Origin of the sequence: Thalassorhabdus alkalitolerans, from assembly GCF_042656525.1 — a bacterium.
GTDB classification, from domain to species: domain Bacteria; phylum Bacillota; class Bacilli; order Bacillales; family Marinococcaceae; genus Thalassorhabdus; species Thalassorhabdus alkalitolerans.
In genome coordinates, this window is the sequence record NZ_JBHSOZ010000001.1 from 1 (window position 1) to 1,132 (window position 1,132).

Genomic DNA, 1,132 nt, shown 5'->3' on the forward strand with positions numbered 1-1,132 from the left:
GCCGAACACGGAAGTTAAGCTCTTCAGCGCCGATGATAATTGGGGGGCAACTCCCTGTGAAAGTAGGACGTTGCCAGGCGTACTCTAGGAGGATTAGCTCAGCTGGGAGAGCACCTGCCTTACAAGCAGGGGGTCGGCGGTTCGATCCCGTCATCCTCCACCATATTATGCCGGTCTAGCTCAATTGGTAGAGCAACTGACTTGTAATCAGTAGGTTGGGGGTTCAAGTCCTCTGGCCGGCACCATTATTTACCTTCTGCACTGAAGGTTTTTATATGCCATAATGTCGTGAGCCATTAGCTCAGTTGGTAGAGCATCTGACTTTTAATCAGAGGGTCGGAGGTTCGAATCCTCCATGGCTCACCATTCAATTTAACAGAATAACATTGCGGAAGTAGTTCAGTGGTAGAACACCACCTTGCCAAGGTGGGGGTCGCGGGTTCGAATCCCGTCTTCCGCTCCATAAGCGCCCGTAGCTCAATTGGATAGAGCGTCTGACTACGGATCAGAAGGTTAGGGGTTCGACTCCTCTCGGGCGCGCCATTTTATTTTTTGGGGCCTTAGCTCAGCTGGGAGAGCGCCTGCCTTGCACGCAGGAGGTCAGCGGTTCGATCCCGCTAGGCTCCACCAATTATTTATAAAAAAGTTATTGACACAGAAATAATAACTTGATATTATAATTGTTGTCGCTTTACAAAAAAAGTGAAGTTGTCCTTTGAAAATCGAATGAAAGTCAAACGTCAGTTAATTTCTATTAAAGTAAGTTAAGTTAGTTTCAAACATCTTCATTTTATCGGAGAGTTTGATCCTGGCTCAGGACGAACGCTGGCGGCGTGCCTAATACATGCAAGTCGAGCGCAGGAAGCAAGCTGCGCCCTTCGGGGCAAAGCTTGTGGAATGAGCGGCGGACGGGTGAGTAACACGTGGGCAACCTGCCTTACAGACTGGGATAACCCCGGGAAACCGGGGCTAATACCGGATAACCAAGAAGATCACATGATCTTCTTGTAAAAGTTGGGATTTATCCTAACACTGTGAGATGGGCCCGCGGCGCATTAGCTAGTTGGTGAGGTAACGGCTCACCAAGGCGACGATGCGTAGCCGACCTGAGAGGGTGATCGGCCACACTGGG

At 49.8% G+C, this 1,132-nt stretch carries 6 tRNA genes and 2 rRNA genes; all 8 read left to right on the forward strand.

Annotated elements, in window-relative coordinates:
* Positions 1-79: ribosomal RNA gene (gene rrf / locus ACFPU1_RS17080) — 5S ribosomal RNA — on the forward strand; the annotation flags it as partial.
* An 8-nt stretch (positions 80-87) separates the two neighbouring features.
* Positions 88-163 (forward strand) — tRNA-Val (locus ACFPU1_RS00005).
* Between the two features lie 6 nt (positions 164-169).
* Positions 170-245: transfer RNA gene (locus tag ACFPU1_RS00010), tRNA-Thr, on the forward strand.
* A gap of 45 nt (positions 246-290) precedes the next feature.
* Positions 291-366: transfer RNA gene (locus ACFPU1_RS00015), tRNA-Lys, on the forward strand.
* Between the two features lie 22 nt (positions 367-388).
* Positions 389-463: transfer RNA gene (locus ACFPU1_RS00020), tRNA-Gly, on the forward strand.
* A gap of 3 nt (positions 464-466) precedes the next feature.
* Positions 467-543 (forward strand) — tRNA-Arg (locus tag ACFPU1_RS00025).
* Positions 544-554: 11 nt separating this feature from the next.
* Positions 555-630: transfer RNA gene (locus ACFPU1_RS00030), tRNA-Ala, on the forward strand.
* Between the two features lie 160 nt (positions 631-790).
* Positions 791-1,132: ribosomal RNA gene (locus ACFPU1_RS00035) — 16S ribosomal RNA — on the forward strand; the annotation flags it as partial.